General features: G+C 66.4%; 10 protein-coding genes. 7 read left to right on the top strand and 3 right to left on the bottom strand.

Annotated features, from left to right (window positions below):
- Window positions 1–5: 5 nt before the first annotated feature.
- Together ACWGJM_RS08440 and ACWGJM_RS08435 are read right to left on the bottom strand one after the other, a co-directional pair.
- Complete coding sequence (locus ACWGJM_RS08440; protein ID WP_453410877.1) at window positions 6–410, bottom strand: hypothetical protein; 405 nt, start codon at window positions 408–410, stop codon at window positions 6–8.
- 167 nt (window positions 411–577) lie between these two features.
- Window positions 578–7789 (bottom strand): polymorphic toxin-type HINT domain-containing protein, encoded by a 7212-nt coding sequence (locus tag ACWGJM_RS08435; protein WP_453410876.1) that lies wholly within the window; start codon window positions 7787–7789, stop codon window positions 578–580.
- A 545-nt stretch (window positions 7790–8334) separates the two neighbouring features.
- Here ACWGJM_RS08435 and ACWGJM_RS08430 point away from each other — a divergent pair.
- The 7 genes from ACWGJM_RS08430 (at window position 8335) to ACWGJM_RS08400 (ending at window position 15522) form a co-directional block, all read left to right on the top strand.
- Entirely contained in the window at window positions 8335–11808 is a 3474-nt protein-coding gene (locus ACWGJM_RS08430; protein WP_453410875.1) for a DNRLRE domain-containing protein, read from the top strand.
- A 138-nt stretch (window positions 11809–11946) separates the two neighbouring features.
- Complete coding sequence (locus ACWGJM_RS08425; RefSeq protein WP_453410874.1) at window positions 11947–12513, top strand: hypothetical protein; 567 nt, start codon at window positions 11947–11949, stop codon at window positions 12511–12513.
- Between the two features lie 91 nt (window positions 12514–12604).
- Window positions 12605–13015 (top strand): VOC family protein, encoded by a 411-nt coding sequence (locus ACWGJM_RS08420; RefSeq protein WP_453410873.1) that lies wholly within the window; start codon window positions 12605–12607, stop codon window positions 13013–13015.
- A gap of 110 nt (window positions 13016–13125) precedes the next feature.
- Window positions 13126–13533: a hypothetical protein gene (locus ACWGJM_RS08415; protein ID WP_453410872.1), complete on the top strand. Its 408-nt coding sequence runs from the start codon at window positions 13126–13128 to the stop codon at window positions 13531–13533.
- Window positions 13530–14075, top strand: a complete 546-nt coding sequence (locus ACWGJM_RS08410; RefSeq protein ID WP_453410871.1) for a thiol-disulfide oxidoreductase DCC family protein — start codon at window positions 13530–13532, stop codon at window positions 14073–14075. The genes ACWGJM_RS08415 and ACWGJM_RS08410 overlap by 4 nt, the downstream gene beginning before the upstream one ends.
- Window positions 14076–14085: 10 nt before the next feature.
- On the top strand, window positions 14086–14808 hold the full coding sequence (locus ACWGJM_RS08405; RefSeq protein WP_453410870.1) for a TetR family transcriptional regulator: 723 nt from the start codon (window positions 14086–14088) through the stop codon (window positions 14806–14808).
- A 90-nt stretch (window positions 14809–14898) separates the two neighbouring features.
- A complete protein-coding gene (locus ACWGJM_RS08400; protein ID WP_453410869.1) occupies window positions 14899–15522 on the top strand; it encodes a Uma2 family endonuclease in 624 nt (207 codons plus the stop codon).
- Here the strand turns inward: ACWGJM_RS08400 and ACWGJM_RS08395 are convergent.
- Window positions 15515–17944 (bottom strand): MMPL family transporter, encoded by a 2430-nt coding sequence (locus ACWGJM_RS08395; protein WP_453410868.1) that lies wholly within the window; start codon window positions 17942–17944, stop codon window positions 15515–15517. The genes ACWGJM_RS08400 and ACWGJM_RS08395 overlap by 8 nt on opposite strands.
- Window positions 17945–17965: the final 21 nt, after the last annotated feature.

The following is a 17965-nucleotide window of genomic DNA, read 5'->3' as shown; positions in this document are numbered from 1 at the left end:
TCAACCTATCCGCGTGAAGAAGTATCACTCGCTGGGATCGTATAGGAAGCCGCGAGACTCTCGTCGAAGAACACGACCAGCTCGTCAGGCATATACGTGAACCCCTCCCCCTCAGCCGCCCCTAGAGCAATAACCAGGCTTGACTTATTGGAGAATCCAAGGCGATACGCCCACGGCATTTCAGGACACCCGTCGTTGGGAACGTGCCAGGCAGGAATGATTTCCACAATATCCGCCCCAAGGAACCTCTCCCAATCGACATGGTCGCTCACGTCGACAGTGTCCCCAGGCAAGTCGGCGTCCGACTCTCCAGGTTCCCTGAGCTCGATTTCCATCCCTTCGTTGAGGCCATCCATCGCCCAGGACAGGGACAGTGCAGCCCCGGTGCTCATGACCAGATCAACGGCCATGTCGACTTCATGAGCACGATCCTCCCTGTGCCCTTCGGGCCAGGTTTCCCCCTGCGGAACTACGTAGCGGACCGCACTCACAGACGCCCCCGCGATCGCACCCCGAAGGTCAGCGAGACTAGCGTCGCCGCGCGCCTTTGCATCCCACGGCTCGATTACCAACATGCCTAGTACCGCCCGAAGTATTGGAACTGTCCATTTGCGTCGAAGGTTGCACCGATCCCGCGCCCACCAGCAGGGTCCGGCATGATATACCGCGTTCCGCCCGCGAAGTTGCCGGAATTGACAGCGGACGTAGCGGTTTGCGGATTGGTCAGAATGTCGTCCAACAAATCCTGTCCGGCAGTCTTCAACTCCTTGCCGGGAACCACAGGAAGATCGCCGCGGTTCATATGCTTCTGGTATTCACGCCCTGCATGAGTCGTCCTCCCCTTGGCTGGACGCATTCCACTCTGCGAAAGTGCATCCAGATCGGGGCAGCCTCCGGAGTTATGCACGAGCACGGGAGTCTCGCCCGCCAGCACATAGTACGTGTGCAGGTCGTCCACCGTGAGGTTGTACGTGCGGGCGTACCTGCTGAAGGAACGGTTTCCCGTGACGAGGACCGTGTTGCCCCTGTCCGTGAGCAGCGTCATGCCCGGCTTGAGGGCCGCGGCCTTGAGCCAGGCGCGCTCAGACGGGGACCAGAAGGGGTGCTCGTAGGTAGCGGTTAGCTTCTTGATGCCGTCGGGTGTGGCAATGGACAGTTCGTTGAAGTGTTTGTCGTGCTCGGTGACGATCAGGGCTTTGACTGTGCGGGAACCGGATTCTCCGGTTTCCGGGTCGGTAGCCAAAACTTTATCCCCGACCTTCACATCCTCAATGTTCTTGGTCTTGCCGTCGGCCATGAGGACATCGGTGCCGGCCAAGAAACACTGGGTGCATGAACTCCCCCATTTCACCTTTCCGGCCCGTCCGGCGATCACGTGCTCCAATATTGCCTGGAACCCGACGTTGTCGCACACAGGGCAGGTGTCAACGGAATCAATGCTGTCGACGTGCTTCCAGCCGTCATAGAACTGGCGGAGGTCGCTGCATCCGTCGGTGAAACTGAAGCTGCACCGCTCACGGAAGTAGAGTTCCACCATGAGCTCGTAACTGAGATCGCTGAAGTAAACCCTGTTCCGCTGCAGCTGACCAATACCAGGAAGCTTCCTCTGAAATTCCCGGTAGATCTTCTTGGGCGGCAAGGTGGACTTGCCATCACCGAGGTCAACCACGACTGAAGGGCTTGCGGAGTTTCCGCCGGAATTTCCTCCGCTGTTCGGGGTACCGCGTACGGTGCCGTCGGAGTTGAGTCCCCCGTTCGGGTCACCTCTGGTGCCGCCGTCGGGTCGTGTCCAACCCTTTCCATCATTACAACTGGAGCACCACAGGCCCGTCGGGTCGCTCTTGCTGATAGGGCTGTTACCGCTGTACGCATAGCCGTTCATCTGCAGCGGGTCCGCGAAGTCGATGATCGGGTCCGCCGACAGGAATCGGCCCGAATTCTGGTCATATTCACGGGCGCCCATGTGGGTCAGGCCGGTGGCCGTGTCGTCGATACCTACGCCCAGGTAGCTGCGCCTGTTCGGCCAGTTCGACGGCTTCGTACCGCGAATCTCGCCGTAGGGCTTGAACGCGCGGCGTGTGATCGGCTGAGTGCTGGACAGTTCCACCGACGTGTTGGCCGTGCCCAGTTGGTCGGCGATCAGGACGTTGAGCTTGTGGCCCGTCGTCGCGCCGTTGGTCGTCGTGCGGACCACCGTGGGCGCGCCCGGCTGCGTGTACGAGCGCGATGCCTTGGTGATGGTGCCCGATGTGTTCGTCGTCAGTTCGGTCTCGCCCAGGTACAGGGTGGAGCCGGCGGACGAGTTCTCCAGCAGACGGTTGCCGTCGGCGTCGTAGACGTACGTCGTCTTCTTGCCATCGGCCGTGATGTTGTCGACCTTGTCGTCCGGTGTCCAGACCAGGTCCTGCTTCGTGTTGAACAGGTTCCGGGTCTTGGTGTTTCCTGACTCGTCATACGTGTAGGTGCTGCTCTTGCCCGACGGGTTGGAGGTGATCGCCGTGAGTGTGTGCGGTTGCGCCGTGTACGCCGGGGCCGTGCCGTTGGCGGCGACCCTCTTGCCGTATCCGTACGTGAACGTGACGTTCTTCGTCGCGTCTGCCGTGTCGTGCTCGGTCATCGTCGCGCGGTTGCCGAGCCAGTCGAAGGTGAAGGACTGGCGGTAGGCCGTAGTGCCGGTGGACACCGTCGACGAGTCCGGGGCCGCCGCCGCAAGCGTCGATGTCAGCGAACTGTCAGGGCTCGTCGTGTCCGATGCCGCATCCGGGGCATCGGACACGGGACCGGACGCGGTCGTGTAATCGGTGCGGTAACCCCATGTCGTGCCGTCGGACGCCTTGCAGCCGGTGCCCTTGCCGTCCGGGGTGGTCTTCGACGTCCAGGCGTGCACGAGTTCGCCCATCACGTCATAGGTGAAGCACTGGGTGTCCCAGGTGTCACCGGTCGCCTCGTTGAGCTTGCGGGCGTTGGAAGTGATCGTGCCGGCAGCGTCGTAGGAGTAGTAGCCGTCGGTGACGTGGTGCGGGCCTGCCGTCTCGGTGTCCGTGACCGTCCGCTCCAGCCGACCCGTGTGCGGGTCGACGAAGTTGGTTGTCCAGACGCGGTAGGGCTGGGAACCGGATACCGTCCGAAGCGGCTCTCCGTACGGGGAGTACGTTGTGTCGGCCGTGTACCAGGTCAGGCCTGAGGTCGACTCCGGTAGGCCGTCGCTGTCGTAGCGGGTGACGACCCTCTCCTTGGCCAGTCCGCCCGCGGCCGGCAAGGTGACCGACTGCTGCTTGCCCGTGGGGGTGTAGCTGTAGGCGTAGGAATACGTGCCGGCCAGCCCCGTCGTCATCGAGTTCGACGGGACGACCGTGTCGCTGCCCGTGATGTTGTAATCGGCGTCGTAGCCGGTTACGCGGGTGATGTAGTCACCGTTGTCGGTGTGACTAGTGGAGCTTCCGGGCTTGCCGATGCCACCGGCCGCGTCGTCGTAGGTGTACTCCTTGACGGGTGTCGCGGTCGCGGAGCCCTGCCGGACGTACCTCACACGTCCGAGAAGGTCGTACTCCGTGAAGGTCTCCTGCTGGCGCGCGTTCTTGACGTGGTTGGGACGATCAGCGGCGTCGTACCACGTGTTCGTGGTGCCGGTGTCAGGGTCGGTGGCGGAGGTGACCCGGCCTCGGGCGTCGTAGGTATACGTCCAGTCGTCACCCGCCGGGTCGGTCACCTTGCTGCGGTTGCCTCTGGCGTCGTATCCGTAGGTCGTCGTTCGGCCAACGGTCGATGCGGAGGCCTCCTTGGTGTAGTGCTTGACGGAGGTGACCCGGCCGAGGGCGTCGTAGTAGGTGCTCGTGGTCGGGCTTGTGGACCCCGGTGGATCCACCTGGGTGCTGTCGAAGCCGTAGCTGGTGTACGTCGCGTACTTGTAGTCACCGGCGTGGTAGACCGACGCCCGGACCTCGCGTTCCATGCCGTCGTAGCGATGCTTGGTCCAAGCGGGTATCAGCAACTTCGACCTGGGAGCGAAGAGCTTCGTCTCCGGCTCGCCCTTCGCCAGGTACGCGGAGGTGTTCTCGTCGACCAGGCCGTGGTCGTTGTACGTGGTGTCCGCGATGATCCGGCCGGAACCATGAGCCTCGGACTGCTTCTGAACCTCGCGCATCAGGCCGTCGTAGAGGGTGACCTCGCTGGCGTAGGAGCCGTCGTCCTTGAGCGTCTTCACGGACACGGCGGCGGGCCGGTTGTCACTGCTCGTGGCGATCGCCGGCTGGTAGTCGATCACGATGCTCGGCGACTTGCTGCCCGAGGAGCGGGATGCCGACCAACCCTTCACCAGACGACCGAGGGCGTCGTACTCGTTGCGTGTCACCCGTCCGTTGGGGTCGGTGACCGTAAGGGGGAGGTTGCGTCCGGGATCGAGCGTGGTCCTGGTCGTCTGCTCCTTGGCGTTGATCATCTTGGTTTCGGTGACGGGACCGCCCGACTCCGGCGTGTACTGCGTCTCCGTGGTGCCCTCGCCGGGCTTCGTCACCGTACGGACACGGCCGAGGTCGTCGTACGTCGTGTCGGTTACGTGGGAGTACGACGTGCCCGCCCCGTCGATCTCGGCCACCGAGGTGACCATGCCCTTGGTCGGTGTAGCGCCGTAGGCCAGCTTGTCGTAGGTGTTCCGCACCGCCGACTTGAGCTTGGTCGCCGGGTCCGCGGTGTCGTAGTCGGCGCACGAGGTACCGGTGATGCGCTGTTCCTTGGGCAGGCCGATCAGCCACGCCGGGATGTTGTGCACGTACGAGGTCTTGGTGCAGGTCTGGTCGGACAGTGCCTCGCCACTGCCGCTCGGTTTAACGACAGCCGTCTCCACCTGGATGGGCAGTCCGTACGTGTCGTCGACCGTTGTGAGGGTGCGGACTGCACGCCAGCTGTCTTTGTCCAGCTTCTGGATTTCGTCCGTCCGCTTGATCCCTGTGCGGTAGGCGAGCAGCGGGTCTCCCTCGGTCCCGTCCTCGTTCTCCCGGGAGCGTGAGGCTGTCTGCTTGGACCACGGAAAGTTCAGGGCTCGCTTGAGGACTTGGCCGTCGGAGTCCCGGTAGGTCATGGTCTCTGCCGTCATTCCGGCGTACTGCTGTGCGTCGTCGGCGAGCAGCGTGTACGCACCGGTGGAGTCCTTGACTTCGCCGCCCGTGCCCTGGAAATAGCGCGTCACCGAGTAGGACTGGGACTGCGGATCTCCCTGCTCCGACACGGACTTGCTGCCCTTGGCGACCAAGACCTGCCGATAACCCCGCCAGTCGCTGAACGTGCGCAGGGCAGGGCGCGTGAACTCGTCGTCGCTCTTGGCCCACGCCGCCCCGGAGTACTTGTACTTGGTCACGATCGGTTTGCCGTGCGATGTGACCTTGTCGGTTTCGGTGACGGAGTCGACGACGTACTTGTTGAACCATGCCTTCGCCGGGGTCTTCTCATCCCCGTCGGGTGACCAGCGCACCGGGTAGCAGGTTCCGTTGTCCTTGCCCTTGTCCTCCGAGGGCTCGGTCCGGCAGCCACCTGTGTACTCGACCTCGATGTCCCCGCCGTACTCGGTGGACACCGTGCCGATGCGAGGACGGGTGAAGCCTGGGCGCTGGTCGTTCTTGCCGGTGAGGACCAGGTTCGGCAACTGGCGATCCTTCAGCCAGGCGTGCAGGGGTGAAGTGGAGCCAACGGAGTAATGGGCAAAGCTGACACCGTCCGCGGACTGAAGCGTGCCTGTCGTGTCACCCGGGCCGTAACCGGTCCGCGTGATGGAGTTGAGCCACAGGCCGGGTGACGTGTCGTACCAGTCCTCGGGAAAGGACTGGTGGAGCGTGTAGACGTCCACTTTGCCGAGGCCGGTCTGTCCGGCTCGGGCGGCCTTCGTCGTCACCGTGTCCAGACGCAACTGCGTCCAGAAGGAGGGGAAGGACGGACACAGCTTCGAGGTGGACTTGCAGTTGAGGTTGCCCGGAGTGTCCCACCAGGGGCGGTAGGCGCCGGGATCGTCTGTCTTGGCGAAGTTGGCCGGGTCGCATGCCGACTCCGACTTCAGGCAGCGCTGCTTGACACCGAAGTCGACGGTTGCGGAGGGTTTGGTGAGGTCGGAGGTGCGCATGCCGTACGCGATGGACGTCGGATAGGCGTAACGGTCGTACTGCTCAGGCGTCTTGAACTTCTTGCGCACCGCGTAGTAGTTCGCCTCCTGCTTCCAGTCGACGACCATCACATTGCCGTTGACGTCGACGACCTTGTCCAGGCCCCAGCGCCACGCCTGCTGCTTGCCGGCGCCACAGCGCGAGTCGGCGAAGGCATCGGCGTGGCAGGGTTCACCGGGATGGTTGCCGAAGACGGGAACGGTGGAGACCGAGTCGGTGTCGGCGTGACCGCCACCCACCTTGTTCAGGCCGTAGTAGTACTGGGTGCCGTCGGTGGTCGTGACAATCCAGTACTCACCGTTGTTGTCGTCGTTGCTGCCGCCGACGTGATGCTCGATGCGGGTGCCGTCGTCCTGCTGCGGGCGGTAGAGCTCGGTGTCCTTCTCCGGATCGCTGCCGGAACCAGCGTCACGGACCAGTTCTGTGGTCTTGCCCGCCAGAGACATCACGGCGTTGTACGACGCCCAGCACAGGTCAGGGGTCTTGTCCTTCTTCGCGGTGTTGTTGGGGGCGCCGGCCTTCAGCGTCTTGCGGTCGTCCTCGCAGCTGCGGTAATGGCGTTCTATGTAACCGGGGTTGTAGTCCCAGCCTTCGCCGATCCAGGAGGACTGCGGCGAGGAAACCGCCGTACGACCGTCGACGGTCTGGGAGTTGTAGTCGAAGGAGATCGCGGGAGCGGGCCCCGCGGGGGGACTCGGCACGGTCAGCGGGTAGGACCAAGTGAAGGCGCCGGATGATCCCCCTGCCTCCCATTTGCCATCCGATGCGAGCGGTGTCGCTTTGAAGGTTCCTGCACCGGCGCTGCCGGGGGCGCCACCACCGGAATCAATCGCACCGACGACCGCCGTTGCACTCCCCGTGGCTGCCGGTATCACAGAGGTGGACGTCCGATATGCGGCCTGGGTGACGCCGGAAGCGGGAAGGGACGCGGACTTCGTGGATGCCGGAGTCACGGAGCTGTCGGCCGCTGGATCGACGGTAGCCGTGATGGACTTCGAAGCCGCGTCGTTAGTCGTCTCCAGTTCTTCGTACGTCTGACACGCTTCGTCATCCGGCGTCGTCAGATAGCAGTCGGGGAACTGGACGAAGTGCAGGCGCGAGGCCCAGTCGGCGCCATAGAGGGCCTGGAACTTCGAATAGTCCAGCTTGACGGAGACGGGGACAGAACCGGTGGCAGGGCCTTGGACGATCAGTACTCCGCCGTCCACTCCTTGACTGACTGCGGATGTGCGGTCGGGAATGGTGACCTGCCACGTGCCACTCGGCGCCGACTGGTCGGGGGCCTGGCCGAGGCTGACGGGCAGGCTACCGACAGGGCTGAGCGCCGCCGGGTCGGCACCGACCACTCCGGCCGCGCGAGCCGGGGCCGTGGTGGAGGTCGAGCCGAACGTGACTGAGCCCGCCACGTTGGAGGGTGGCGTCGTCGTACCGGCGGGCGCGCTGAGTTGGTCTTTGGGGACCTCTGCCTTCAGTGTGTCCCGGTTTCGATTGAACACCTTGCCGGGGACCGGCACGTCACGCTCGAGGTCCTCCAACGCGAGTGACTCGCGCCCGGTCTCCGCCTTCGACGGATCGGGGGGCAGGGCCAGGGACTGGGCAGGCAGCAAGCCCACCAGCAGCACGGCCGATGTGACCGTCACAGTTGTGCGCGCGAGGCGACGTTCGCGGAATTCGCGGATATGTGAAAGACGACCGAACACGGCGAGGTCCCCCCGGACCACTTGGAGCGGGACCAGTGACGGACCACGCGTGACGACGTATCAGACAGTGAGGATTCTGTGATCGCACTGTGACGGAACGCCATAGATGGCAGGTCGATGTGATTATCATCACCGTGCGTAACGGATCGTTACGCAGCGAATAGGCAATAAGTAGGGAAACGCTTTACTCGGAAGCGGCCGTCTATTTAACTCTCTGCGGTGCACTTATGTACATCACAATGGAAATTGGTTGCTGATTTGCCCAGCAGGATCCATTTATATCCGCTTTGCTCTCCGGCTCCTTACCGCCTGTGGTCCGTTCACCGTGGCCATCTGAGGCCTCAAGCGACAAGTAGCGCCCGTCACGCGCAAACTCCCCACAGGGTGACGACAGTTCGCGCATAGGCCATCATCGGCTCGCCCGGCGCCGCGCCCTGGCGCGCGCCGGCTCCGAGGGGGAACAAGGGGGAGGGGACAGCCGCCCAATGACTCGCAACTGGCGCCATGGGCCCAGCCGTCGTGCAAGCGTGGCGCTGATCGCGACCGCGCTCATGACGACCGGGATCGTCTACGTGGGATCCCGGACGGACGGTGCGGGCACAGGAGACCGAAGTGGCCGCGACGGGCGCACCAAGACTGTCACCGAGTCCGCCGCCCTCACTCAGGCGGCCCGCACCCGCAAGAATGTCGAGGTGACCGCCGCGCGGACCTCACACTCAACCACGTGGGCCCGCCCCGACGGTCTGATGGTGAAGCGGCTCTACTCGTCGGCGATCCGCGCAAAAGTAGGCGGCGAGTGGAAGAAGATCGATCCGGGCCTGCATCGCACCAAGGCCGGATGGGAGCCGAAGGCCACCAACACGCGCGTGGTCTTCTCGGCCGGCTCGTCGCCGCGTAGCAAGGACCGAGCCTCGCGATCAGCTGTACGCCGCGTCTCCCTGCTGCACGACGCAGCGACGGACGACACCGGAACCCCCCTGGTCACCCTTCACGTCGGCGACCACGACATACAGCTCACCTGGCCCGGGGCCGTTCCCGCTCCGATCATCGACGGCAACCGTGCGCTTTACCCGGACATCTTTCCGGGCGGTGACCTCGTCCTCACCGCCGACGACGACGGTTTCGCCCAGCTCGTCGTGCTGAAAAACCGGCAGGCGGCCTCCGACCCGCACGCGCGGCAGCTGGCATACGGCCTCCACTCCGCCGACCTCACCTTCCGGCTGGACCCGGCTTCGGGCATCGTCGGCGCGGAGAACGCCCATGGGGACGAGATCGCGATGTCGCCCACCCCGCTGATGTGGGACAGCAGCGGGGCACCCGCCGTCAGCGACAGCAGCGTGGGTGAATCGGCCCAGCCGGCCGAGCCCGAAAGTCCGGACCCGTCCGACTCCGCCTCCCCCAGCCCCAGCGACGCCCCGACCGAAGCTGGGGAAGATCCCGTCGAATCGGACGAGCAGAGCGACACCGACGTCGAGGTCCTTCCCTCAGCCAGTGACGGCCCCGAGCCCTCCGTGTCGGATTCCCCCCTGCCGTCCGCTCCGGCGGAACCCACACCCGCTCCCTCGCAGACCGGATCAGCGGCGACTCTGAGTCTTCCCTCCCTCGACGGCCCCTCGCCCTACTCGCTTGGCGCACTGGTCGAGGCCGACCTGTCCGCAGGCAAGTGGACGCTCACACCGGATCAGGACTTCCTGGGCGACCCGGCCACCACCTACCCGGTGTTCATCGACCCGTCGGTGAAGAAGCACACCCAGAACTGGACCACCGCCTATGACCGCTTCCCCAGAGCCACCTTCTACAACGGCAAGGGCTTCAACAAGGGCGGCAGCCATGAGGCTCGCGTCGGCTTCGAGTCCGACACCTGGGGCACCTCGCGGTCGTTCTTCAACATCTCCTTCGACAAGGATCTGAAGGGCACCAAGATCACCAGCGCGAAGCTGCGCATGCTGGAGACCTACTCCTGGTCCTGCAGCGACCGTTCGATGAGCGTGCACCTCACCGGAGAGATCGACTCCCACACGAACTGGAGCAATGCGCCCAAGCTCCACGACGGCAACAAGCTGGCCACCAAAAGCTTCGCACACGGGTGGAAAGCTTCCCGTTGCCACGACGCATTCGAAGCATTCGACGTGAAGAAGGGTGCTCAGAAGGTCGCCGACGAGGGCGACGAGACCATCACCTTCGGACTGCGCGCCCGCGACGAGGACTCCCAGTACGCATGGAAGAAGTTCCAGGCCGACGGCGACTACGCACCCGTCCTGGAACTGGTCTACAACCGCAGGCCCACGATCGTCTCCGGTTCCCTGGACCTCGGCCCCGATGCCAAGTGCACCACGACGACGCCGTACGTGCGGATGGGTTCGGGTGATCTGACCTTCACCGCCAAGGGAACGGACAAGGACAAGAACCTCGACTATCTCGATTTCGATCTCTGGCCGACGGGTAAGTGGGACAGCGTCGGTGACCTGTTGAAATCAGCCGGCAAGAAGTCCGTCGGCGGGGACACCGACACCGCCCTGCGCACCGCGGCCTTCTCGACCAGCACACTCAAGAACGGCACCGTCTACTCTTGGCGGGTAAGAGCCGTCGACGACGCGGGAAGTTCGTCGGCCTTCTCCCCGTCCAAGACACCGTGCCGGTTCGTCCTGGACACCGCCGCGCCGAAACCTCCCAAGGTCAGCTCCACCGACTTCCCGGACGCCGACGGTGATGAGAACGGCTTCGGCAGCGACGGCGAGGACGCCAAGTGGAGTACGAAGAAGTTCGGTACGCCCGGCTCCTTCACCGTACGTGCCCTCAACACGGACGTGGTGCGTTACGAATACGGGTTCAACTCGGCCAGCTACCCATTCCACATCGACCGGAAGGCGGGTACGGCCACCAGCGTCAGCGCGACCATCGCGGATGCGCGACCTCCGACCGCCGGCCCGAACGTGCTGTACGTGCGCACCGTCGACAGCGCAGGCAACGCATCGGATCCGACGAAGTACTTCTTCTACGTCGCGCCCCGCGATCAGGCCGATGCCCCTGGCGACTTCACCGGCGACAAGATGGCCGACCTCATGGTCGTCACCGAGGGCGGCAACCTGGCCATGTATCCATCCCAGGCCGACAAGGACGACCCGACCAAGGGAACCGGTGACCTGGACTACTCGATGTCCGGTGCCTACCGAGCCAACCCCGACAAGGACCCCAACGGCGACGAGCTGCCACCGTACGTCGCGGCGCCCTCCGGTCACTTCAAGGGCGCCTTGATCACCCACAACGGCGACATCTACGGCGGTGACGGCCTTCAGGACCTCGTCGTCCGTCTGAGCGGCAAGCTCTGGGTCTATCCCGGAGACGGCTACGGAGCCGTCGACGTCGACAAGCGCCGGGAGATTCTCCTGCCGGATGGAGCGCCCAACCCCGCGGACATGACCCAGATCGTCAGCGCCGGAGACGCCACCGGTGACGGACGCGCCGACTTCTTCGCAACGGTCAAGAGCGGATCGGACGAGGAACTCTGGGTGCTGACCGGCTACCACGGTGCAACCATCGAACAGGCGATCAAGCTCTCGGCCTCCGCCTGGAAGGACCGGGATGTCGTCACCGCCCAGGACATCACGGGTGACGGTGTCACCGACCTCCTCTACCGCAGCGACGTCAGCGGGAGACTTCTGCTGCGCAAGGGCATCGCCGCGTCCAGTGGTGGAGTCAACCTCGACTCGCTCGCTTCCGCAGCCAACTCTTCCGGCGGCGCCGACACCGAATACGGCGCCTCGGGCTGGAACAGCGACAACATCCCGCTTCTGATCGGTACGCCCAGCGTCAACGGAGACTCGGTCCCCGACATCTGGGCCATTCACTCCGACGGGTCTGTCCGTTTCTACGCAGGCAGCAAGACGGCTCTTACCGGATCGGGGGCAGAGATCATCGCTGCGAAGGACTACTGGAAGACCCGGATCGCCATCGGGTGAGGTGACCGATGCTCGCCCCAGCCGGCCCTGCGGCTCCTGCGCCGAGCGGCCGGGGCGGCGTCGAGGGCTGCCGCCTCGCCCCCGCCGGAACCGGAAAACCAAGAGACCCCGCACCTCGGGGGATCTAAGGTTCGCCCCATGAGCAACTCCACCGCCGCCGCCGTCCTCACCACGCCCGACCTGGACGAGGCCCTGCGTGTCGTGCGCACGCTGCTCGGGATCGCGGACCTCCATTACGCCGAGGTGGACTTCGAGGCCGAGATCCGGTCCCGGGAGGGGCTGGCGGGGGTGTTGCGGGTGCTGCCCGGGCTGGACTGGTGGGCGCGGGAGGAGGCGGACGTGCGGTCGGCGGAGAACGGCGACGACGCGATGGAGTGTCTGCCCGTCTCCGTGCACGACTGGTCGCATCCCCTGGAGCTCGCCGAACCGTTCATCCGGGCCCTGGGTCCCCGGGACGCCGCCGCCGTGCGCTGGGACCTGAACGAGTGGCCCGAGGTGCCGGAGGCGGGGCTCGGGGCCATCTCCCAGAAGTACGCGTACCTGACGCTGTCGGTGCACTCGCGGGACCTGTACCAGTACGAGCCCTCCGCGGACCACACCGTTCACGTGCACGTGCGGGGAGAACAGGACCTGGACCGCGTCCACTGGCTCGCCGCCCGGGTCGGCGGGCGGTTCGAGGGGCGGACGGAGCTGTCCCCGCTGTGACGCTCGCCGGTGTGACGTCGCCTGGTCCGGGTGAGTGACCCGGGCGGTGCAGCCTCCGCGGTCCACGGGCCTGTCAACTTAATCTGATGGCATGTCAGATGAAGAGTCCTACGAACTGCTCGGTTTCGACAACGTGCTGCTGCCCGTCGGCGACCTGAGCGAGGCCGTGGAGTTCTACGAGCGGGCCGGGTTCGTCGTGGGGTTCCGGTTCGACGAGGCCGGCATCGCGCTGCTGAAGGTCGGGGGCGAGACGCCCGGGATTCTGCTGCGGGTGGAGCACGGGCTGGGGCAGCGGCCGCCGGCCTGGCCCTCGACCCGGCTGTGGCTGGAGGTGCCGGACGCGCGTACGGCGGTCCGGAAGCTCGCCGACGCCGGGATCGAGCCGCTCGACGAGCCCTTCTCCGTGGCCACGGGGTGGACCGTGGAGGTCGCCGACCCTTGGGGGAACATCCTCGGGTTCACGGACTACACGAAGCGTCCGGAGCTCAGCCGGCGCCCCTGACGGACAGTCCACGGCACCCCAAGCGAGTTGAACATGTTCAAAAACAGGTCTACAGTCTGCACTGTCAGCGTTTTGAACGCGTTCAAGAAGTGTCGAGAAGGGGTGGGGGCATGGACCGCACGGTCATCGCCTACGTCATCTACCTGGTCGTCAGCATCGGGCTGACCATCTGGGTGGCCCGGACGCTCAGCCACAACGGACGGGTGTTCCTCGCGGACGTGCTACAGGGGAACGAGAAGCTCGCCGACGCCGTCAACCACCTCCTGGTGGTCGGCTTCTACCTGGTCAACCTCGGCTTCGTGGCGCTGTACCTGAGCGGCGACGAGACCATCGAGGACACCCGCGAGATCTTCGAGGCGCTGTCGACCAAGCTGGGCGTGGTGCTGCTGGTGCTCGGGGTGATGCACCTGGGCAATGTGTACGTGCTGAACCGGATCCGCCGGCGCGGGGTCATGGAGCGGGAGCAGATCCCGCCCGTCGCGCCGCAGGGCTGGGCCGCGCCGTCGGCCGGGGCGTGAGCGCGGTGGCGACCGCCGGGGACCGGGGCGCCGTGCGCGTCCCGGTCCGCGGGCTGACCGTGCTGTACGACGCCGACTGCGCCCTGTGCACCCATGTGCGGGACTGGCTCGTACGGCAGCGGCAGCTGGTGCCGCTGGAGCTGGTCCCGGCGGGGTCCGACGAGGCGCGTGCGCGGTTTCCCTCGCTGGATCACGGCGGCACCCTCGACGAGGTCACCGTGGTGGGGGACGCCGGACAGATCTACCGGGGCACGGCCGCCTGGGCCGTCGTCCTGTGGGCGCTGCGCGAGCACCGCCCGCTCGCCCACCGGCTCAGCACTCCGGCCGGCGCGGCGCTGGCCAAGGGCGCGGTGCTGGCGGCGGCGATGTGGCGGGGAACGCAGTGGGGCGGGAAGGCGTACCGGCGGGGGGCAATCAATGGGGGCGGCGCGCAGCGCCTCGTTGAGGGGCGGTGGTCGGGCGACGGGTGGACGTACCACCCGAGCCGGGGCTGGACCTACGCCCCGCCGGGCTGTGACAGCGGAGCCTGCGGCAGTCGTTAGGCTCTTGTCCGTGTCCGCGAAGAACGAAGGCAGCAAGTCCGAGCAGACCCGCGCGCTGATCCTGGAGACGGCGATGCGGCTGTTCCAGGAGCGGGGCTACGACAAGACGACCATGCGGGCCATCGCCAAGGAGGCCGGCGTCTCCGTCGGCAACGCGTACTACTACTTCGAGGGCAAGGAGCACCTGATCCAGGGCTTCTACGACCGGATCGCCGCCGAGCACCGGGTGGCGGTCCGGGAGGTCCTGGACCGGGAGACCGACCTCGAGGCACGCCTCGCGGGCGTGCTGCGCGTCTGGCTGGACATCGCCACGCCGTACCACGAGTTCGCGGTGCAGTTCTTCAAGAACGCCGCCGACCCCGACAGCCCGCTCAGCCCCTTCTCCCCCGAGTCCGAGCACGCGCGCGTGGAGGCCATCAGCGTCCACCGGGAGGTGCTGGCGGGCACGAAGACCAAGCTGCCGGAGGAACTGCGGGACATCCTGCCCGAGTTGATGTGGCTCTCGCAGATGGGGCTCGTCCTGTACTGGATCTTCGACCGGACGGAGGGACGGGAGCGGAGCTACCGGCTCGCCGAGCGGGGGGCGCGGCTCACCGCGCGGGGCGTGTACCTGGCGCGGTTCCGGGTGCTGCGGCCGCTCGTGCGGGAGGTGCACGAGCTGTTCACGGACTTCCTGCCGGGGATGACGAAGGCGCTGCCGGATCCGGCGGGGCGGGAGCGGCAGGGGGAGTGATCACTTCCGGGTGAAGCGGTTCGAACGGGACGTCCGGCGTCCCGCCTGCCTACGATGACGCTCTCGACACCAGCCCATGGGAGGCACGTGATGTCCGCAGCACCCGTCGAGTACCCCGAGCGCCAGCCCGGCAACCGGGCGATGACGCTCCTCGAAGCGGCCGACGTCCTCGTCCAGCGCCTTCCGGGCTATCGCGTCGAGATCATCGGAGGCCAGATCCTCGTGACCCCACCGCCGGACGGCCCCCACGGGGAAGCCTTGACTGAGCTCATGCTTCCGTTCGTCGCCGCAGGGCTGCACAGCAACGAGTCCAAGCTGATCCAGGGGATCGGAGTGTGGCTTCCGGACGGGCCGGAGGACTATGCGATCCCCGACTTCTCCGTGGTGGACGGCGACTACCGCGAACACGTGGTCGAGAACAGCTCCTACGACCCCTCATGCTTCCGCCTCGTCCTGGAAGTCACCTCCAGCAACTACCGACAGGACTTGCGTACCAAGGTCACCGCATACGCTCAGGCGAAGATCCCGGTCTACGTCATCGTCGACCGTAAGCACCAGCGCGTCCACGTGCTCACTGACCCCACCGGGAGCGAGTACAAAAACCACCGTCCGTACGCCCCCGGTGAGATCGCCGCCCTGCCCGACTCCATCGGTGCCAAGGTCACCCTCGACGTCGACCAGATCCTCAAGGCCGGGCAGAAGAAAGCTAACTGACCGCGTCCACCTCCCCCTCCGCCACCTCCACGTCGTACACCAACGGCCCGTCCCCCACGACCAGGTGCCGCGCCCTGGAGCCGTGCGCTCCCGCCGTCACCGCGAGCAGATAGGATCCCGGCCCCGGCACCGACACGATGTACGAGCCGTCCGCCAGCGACGTCACCCGGTCCAGCTGACGCCCGCCCTTCGACAGCAGGGTCACCGCCGCGTCCTCCACCGGCTCGCCGTCGGCCGTGCGGACGTAGCCGTGGACCACCGAGGAGGCGCCCCCGGTGCCCTCGGCGGGTGCGGCCTCCGCTTCCTCCTCGTTCGGCTCCACCGCGAGGTGCGGCAGCCGCTTCTCCAGCCACTCCGGGAGCCACCAGTTGGCCTTCCCCAGCAGGTGCATCGCGGCCGGCACCAGTGCCGTACGCAGGATGAAGGCGTCCAGCGCGACCGCCGCCGCCAGGCCCACGCCCGCCATCGCCGCGCCCGAGTCGCCGCTGAGGACGAAGGCCATGAAGACGCAGACCATGATCAGGGCCGCGGAGTTGATCACGCGGCTGGTCTCGGCCAGGCCGACACGTACCGCGCGCGCGTTGTCCTTCGTGTGCACCCACTCCTCGTGCATCCGGCTGACCAGGAACACCTGGTAGTCCATGGACAGGCCGAAGAGCAGGGACAGCATGATGACCGGCAGGAAGGCGTTGATCGGGCCCTCCTTGCCGAGGCCGAGCAGGCTCAGACCCCAGCCCCACTGGAAGATCGCGACGAGGACGCCGAAGGAGGCCGCCGCCGCGATCAGGTTCATCACGGCGGCCGTCAGCGGCACCACCAGGGAGCGGAAGGCGACCAGCAGGAGCAGGAAGCCGAGGCCGATGATCGTCGCGATGAAGTAGGGGAGGCGGTCGCCGGTGACGGAGGCGAAGTCCTTGGAGATCGCGGTGACCCCGCCGACGTGGGCCTGCACCTTCGCCTCCGGGATCACCTCTTCCCGCAGGGTGTCGATGAGGTCGTCGGTCTCCTTCGACTGCGGTGACGTCGTCGGGACCACCTGCACGACCGTCACGCCCCCGCGTGCGGGCACCGCGCCGACCTGGGCGACCCCCTTGGTCGCCTGGATGTCCTTCACCAGGGCGGCCGTGTCACCGCTGGAGACGACCACTTGGAGCGGGCCGTTGAAGCCCGGGCCGAAGCCCTCGGCGAGCAGGTCGTAGGCCTTGCGGGTCGTGGTGGACGCGTCGTCGTTGCCCTGGTCCGTCGCGCCCAGGCGCAGGGACAGCACCGGCAGGGCGAGGACGGCCATGACGACGAGGGCGAGGGCGGCGATCGTCCGCGGGCGCTTCTGCACGGTCCCCGACCAGCGGGCGGCGAGGCTGCTCGCCCTCTCCTGCTCCGGTTCCGGGCCCGCGGCGGCGAGCCGGCGCCGCTGCCTGCGGCTGAGCACGCGCGGGCCGAGGAAGCCCAGCAGGGCCGGCAGCAGGGTGGTGGCCGCGAGGACGCTGAGCACGACCGTGAGCGAGGTGCCGATGACCACGCCGTCCAGGAAGCGCAGGTTCGTCACCAGCATGCCGGCGAGCGCGATGCACACCGTGCCGCCCGCGAACAGCACCGCCCGTCCGGAGGTGTTGAGGGCGGTGACCGCCGACTCCTCGGGGTCCATGCCCCGCGTGATGCCGCGCCGGTGCCGGGTGACGATGAACAGCGCGTAGTCGATGCCGACGCCGAGGCCGATCAGGGAGGACAGCAGCGGCGCCAGGTCGGGGATGTCGGTGGTGTGGCTGAGCAGCTGGACGGAGAACATGCCCGTGCCGACGCCGAAGACCGCGATCCCGATCGGCAGCAGCATCGCGAGGAACGAGCCGAAGGCCAGGAACAGCACGACGGCCGCGGCGAAGATGCCGACCATCTCCGACAGGCCCTGGGGCGGCTCCTGCACCCGCTGGATGGCCTGGCCGCCCAACTCGACCTCAAGACCCCCACGTTCGGCTTTCTGTGCGGTGTCGACGACGTTCTGGACGAGGTCCTTGGGTACGGCGTTGGCCTGCTCGGTGAACGTGATCCGGGCGTAGGCGATCCGCCCGTCCCGGCTGATCTGCGCCGCCCCCCGTGCCCCGTTGTAGGGGCCGGTGACCTCGCCGACGCCCTTCATCTTCGCGATCTCGTCCAGCGCGGGCTGGACGCGGGACTTCACGGACGCGTCGCGCACCGATCCGCCGTCGGTCTTCCACACCACCGTGTCGGTGTCGCCCGCGCTGTCCGGGAAGGCCTTCTCCATCAGGTCGTACGCCCGTTTGGAGTCCGTGTTCGGGAGGGAGAAGACATTCGCGTAGTCCGTGCCCGCCGTCGAGGCCGCGAAGCCCAGGCCGAACAGCGCCCCCACCCACAACAACAGGACCACCAGCCGGTGCCGGTAGCACCACCGTGCCCATGCCGTCACGCTCAACGCTCCTTAGAAGGT

This window comes from Streptomyces sp. NPDC054834 (genome assembly GCF_053611185.1).
This window is presented reverse-complemented; position numbering and strand designations above follow the sequence as displayed.